This window comes from Moorena sp. SIO3I6 (assembly GCF_010672095.1).
Genome location: NZ_JAAHHU010000711.1, coordinates 1 through 2,390, shown reverse-complemented (window position 1 = coordinate 2,390; position 2,390 = coordinate 1). Strand labels below are relative to the sequence as shown.

The 2,390-nt window shown below is 42.0% G+C and carries 4 protein-coding genes; 2 read left to right on the top strand and 2 right to left on the bottom strand.

All coding sequences use genetic code 11. The features are described from left to right. Positions 1-614: 614 nt before the first annotated feature. Positions 615-827 (top strand): hypothetical protein, encoded by a 213-nt coding sequence (locus F6K49_RS41690; RefSeq protein ID WP_293107095.1) that lies wholly within the window; start codon positions 615-617, stop codon positions 825-827. 75 nt (positions 828-902) lie between these two features. After that, the gene (locus F6K49_RS41685; protein ID WP_293107092.1) at positions 903-1,058 is read left to right on the top strand and encodes a hypothetical protein; all 156 of its coding nucleotides are present in this window, start codon (positions 903-905) and stop codon (positions 1,056-1,058) included. A 28-nt stretch (positions 1,059-1,086) separates the two neighbouring features. Here the strand turns inward: F6K49_RS41685 and F6K49_RS41680 are convergent, their stop codons facing one another. Together F6K49_RS41680 and F6K49_RS41675 are read right to left on the bottom strand one after the other, a co-directional pair. Continuing rightward, on the bottom strand, positions 1,087-2,154 hold the full coding sequence (locus F6K49_RS41680; RefSeq protein ID WP_293107089.1) for a T3SS effector HopA1 family protein: 1,068 nt from the start codon (positions 2,152-2,154) through the stop codon (positions 1,087-1,089). A 17-nt stretch (positions 2,155-2,171) separates the two neighbouring features. Beyond that, the coding region (locus F6K49_RS41675; protein WP_293107086.1) for a hypothetical protein at positions 2,172-2,390 on the bottom strand (219 nt) is incomplete at its 5' end.

Genomic DNA, 2,390 nt, shown 5'->3' with positions numbered 1-2,390 from the left:
GTTATAGTAAGGTTTTAGGTTTTAATTATTGATTCCTAATGCCTTGGTTAAGGGTGCCTAGTATAGAAAAGCCTAGTTTAGCCCTCAATTAAATTTTTACGGAGTAATAGGTATATTTAAAATCGTCTGAAATTCACCTGTGGTAAACAAAAAATGGATACAAATTACCCATTTATAATTTTATATCGTTACCATATAAGTAACCATTTAGTATTACTCATTTATGAGCAGTGACGTTGAGCAATTAATGTTCTGTGTAATCCCGGATGAATGACTAATACAACTTTCACGAGTTTTTCATAAAATCCTGACAGAGCTAAAAATTTTTGATGAATTTTTCTTAAAGACGCTAAATATACCTGAGGTCAATTGCCACATCCGTCTTGAGACTGATGACTTGGATGGTGGCAGCGAGGAGCACTCAGTCTAATGGCCTAAGGCTAAAGCTTTGGGCTACACCAAGCAACTCCATCTAGGTGGACTAATTTTGTATAGCGCTATATATTTTTAGGACTTACCTAGGGACTATACCTGTAGGGTCTCGCTTCGGACTCTACTAAGCTGTCACACATTTAAATTGTATTTAAATTGTGAAGAGGCGCGCTGATGGGGAGATGGGGAGATGGGGAGATAGGGAGATAGGGAGATGGGGAGATGGGGAGATGGTAGACCGGCTTTTGCACAAGTGGATCGAGCGGAAATTTAAATGCTTAGTAGCTTACATAAGCGCGTTTGTTGCCCAGTTTTGCCTAAGTCCTATTTATGCTACTGTGGGCGAATTAAGTATGAGTCTGACCCCCATACCATCTGTAGGAGCAATTGAGTAAGCTTATGAAGCTTCCCCCTCCTCCCTCCCTTCCCCATAATTTGCGGCGTTGCTTAATAATGGAATGATTTTAAGAGTGAGGTGGAATAGGCATCTTGCCGTAGAATGGGCATCTTGGTGGAACTGGCATCTTGGTAGAACTGGCATCTTGGTAGAACTGGCATCTTGCCAGTTTCAATATATTTTGGGGCGGGCAGGATGCCCACTCTACTCCTATTCATTCAAAGACTGACGCAACGCCTAATTTGCTGTCGGCAGCTTTAGTGATGATTGAGGTAAGGACGTTCCCATTCAATCCCTAACTGAGAAAATTGTTGGCGGATGGCCTTGAGGCGCTCCTCTGGAGTGTTATTACCGTTTTGCCAAGCCTGCATTAAACCATTGGCTACAATTTGGCAGCGGTTCATGCCAAAACTTTCTTGAGAGGTAAATTTTTTGGTTGGTTCTTCGGCAAAACTCAATCCCGGTGCCAAAAACTTGGTGAATAAAGGCACTTCTGGGCGAAAATGGCAGCGGTTTGGTAGATATATGGTTTGCATCACCCCAAAGACCACTTCAGAATCACAGCGCTCAAAGTAGAGTACTCCACAGTCATGGCGTTTGTATTCCGATGGATTGTATAGAACTTTAAATGTGAAAGGAATTGCTGCTGCATTCAAATATTTTGTCATGCTATCCATGACAGCAAGGGCTCCATCTGGTGTCAGATTAAAGTAGATCCGTGCTGTTTTAGAATCGATATCACCATTGCCCTGTCGCTCTTGACCAACATTACCCACTGCTACATAAAAGCCGTTTTGCATCAAATTTTTGGGCATCCGGATGGCAACAATACTGCCGATAGTAGCAGATTTTTCCTCAGATTTGAGATGAATCTCCCGTTCAATATGCATAGTCAAACTACCTTTGGTGACGGCTATTGAACCATCGGTTTCTTCTGAGATTACCTGCCAATTGGCATCAAAGTAGCCTGTGCCTTGATTGTTGGCGTGGAGTCGTTGGTAAAAATCTAGGTCTATTCCCAGCAGGGTATTGTTCTCTAAGTTTTGATGGGGTGCTATATCCGCGCGACTTGTGTTCAGTGCCAGGGGAGTGCGCAGATAGCCATTGTAATAAATGCCGTAGAGGAAATTTCTCAGCAGTAGGCTGAGATACTTATGCTGTATGTCTTGAGGAAGTTGCTGAAAGCGGGCTACTGTTTCATCAGCTATGGTGAAGGGTTGATAGTTGGGATGGTTGATACAAAAATTGGACTGGATTTCAATATTGTTAACAATGTCTTCCAGAGCTGCTTGCTGTTGATTAGGAAAAGGGTTGTCAAATAGCATCGTAATTTAATTTAAAATTAGATGAGGTCTAAATAGCAGTTTTCAATTGACAATTCACAGGTATGCTCAAAACCCTTTTCTAGGGGATTACCGGATTTGATATCAGTTGTGATTCTGAGATCCCAAAAACTGTTGGCACAGATTGTTGTGGTCGGCAGAGTAGACTTTTGGCAACCTGGAGCATACAGATTCCAGTATTGTCGAAGGATTTCTGATAGTAAATCATTGCCTGAATT

Coding starts and splice junctions, on each gene's coding strand:
- F6K49_RS41690 (WP_293107095.1), top strand. CDS start 615: ATGGGGAGATGGGGAGATAGGGAGATAGGGAGATGGGGAGATGGGGAG.
- F6K49_RS41680 (WP_293107089.1), bottom strand. CDS start 2,154: ATGCTATTTGACAACCCTTTTCCTAATCAACAGCAAGCAGCTCTGGAA.